We start from the raw sequence: 1331 nt of genomic DNA on the forward strand, positions 1-1331 counted from the left end.
GTGAACCGTACCGGGTGAAGTGGAGACTCGATTTCATGAGAGGATCGAGTCATGGCACGTCCTTCCCGTTATCCTGTTGAGCTGCGCCGTCGTGCGGTGCGGATGGTCGCCGAGGTGCGACCCGAGTACGACACCGAGTGGGCCGCGATGAAGGCGGTCGCGGTGAAGCTCGGGATCGGCTCGACCGAGACGCTGCGGAACTGGGTCCGTCAGGTCCAGGTCGACGCCGGGCAGCGTCCGGGGACGACGACGGAGGAGTCCGTCCAGCTGAAGGCGTTGAAGAAGGAGAACGCCGAGTTGAAGCGGGCGAACGACATTCTGAAGGCGGCGGCGAGTTTCTTCGCGGCCGAGCTCGACCGGCCACACACGCGCTCGTAGCTTTCATCGACGAGCACCGGGACCGCTTCGGCGGGGTCGAGCCGATCTGCAGGACGCTCACCGAGCACGACTGCAAGATCGCCCCTTCCACCTACTACGCCTACAAGAAGCGCTTGGAAACGCCCTCGGCCCGCCGTGTGCGCGACGAGGGACTCAAGGTGGAGATCGAGCAGGTCTACACCTCCAACTACCGTGTCTACGGGGCGCGGAAGATCTGGCGCGAGCTGAACCGCCAGGGCCACACGGTTGCCCGCTGCACCGTCGAGCGGCTGATGCGTGAACTCGGCATCGCCGGCGCGGTCCGCGGCAAGCGCGTGATCACCACGATTCCCGGCGGGCAGGCCCCGCGTGCCCCCGACCTGGTTGATCGTGATTTCGTCGCCCCGGCACCGAACCGCTGCTGGGCCGCGGACTTCACCCATGTGAAGACCTGGGCCGGCGTCGTTTACGTCGCGTTCGTCGTCGACACCTTCTCCCGCCGGATCGTCGGCTGGTCCGCGGCCGCCATCAAGGAGACGGTCTTCGTCCTGGACGCCCTGGAGATGGCCCTGTGGCAGCGTGACCGCGATCAACACCCCGTCGCTGCAGGAGAGTTGGTGCACCACTCCGATGCCGGATCGCAGTACACGAGCTTCCGCCTCGCAGAGCACCTGGACGCCGTCGGCATCGCGGCCTCGATCGGATCGGTCGGCGACGCCTACGACAACGCCCTGATGGAGTCCACGATCGGCCTCTACAAGACCGAGCTGATCAAACCCCAGCGGCCCTGGAAGACCCTCTCCCAGGTCGAGTTGGCCACCGCCGAGTACGTCGACTGGTACAACCACCGCCGGCTCCACGGTGAAATAGGCCACATTCCACCGGTCGAATACGAGAACAACCACTACCTCACGACCACGAAACCCCAGGTCACAAACAATAACTGAAGTCTCTACCGAACCCGGTACGGTTCA

At 65.0% G+C, this 1331-nt stretch carries 1 protein-coding gene; it reads left to right on the plus strand.

Annotated features, from left to right (window positions below):
- The first annotated feature begins 51 nt into the window (after positions 1 to 51).
- Positions 52 to 1304, plus strand: a protein-coding gene (locus JFN87_RS33130; RefSeq protein WP_245182864.1) for an IS3 family transposase whose coding sequence is annotated in 2 segments (ribosomal slippage) — positions 52 to 331 and positions 331 to 1304 — 1254 coding nt in all. Because the reading frame shifts where the segments join, the coding sequence is not laid out codon by codon here.
- Positions 1305 to 1331 lie beyond the last annotated feature (27 nt).

Source organism: Streptomyces montanisoli (assembly GCF_017813245.1).
Taxonomy (GTDB): Bacteria; Actinomycetota; Actinomycetes; order Streptomycetales; family Streptomycetaceae; genus Streptomyces; species Streptomyces montanisoli.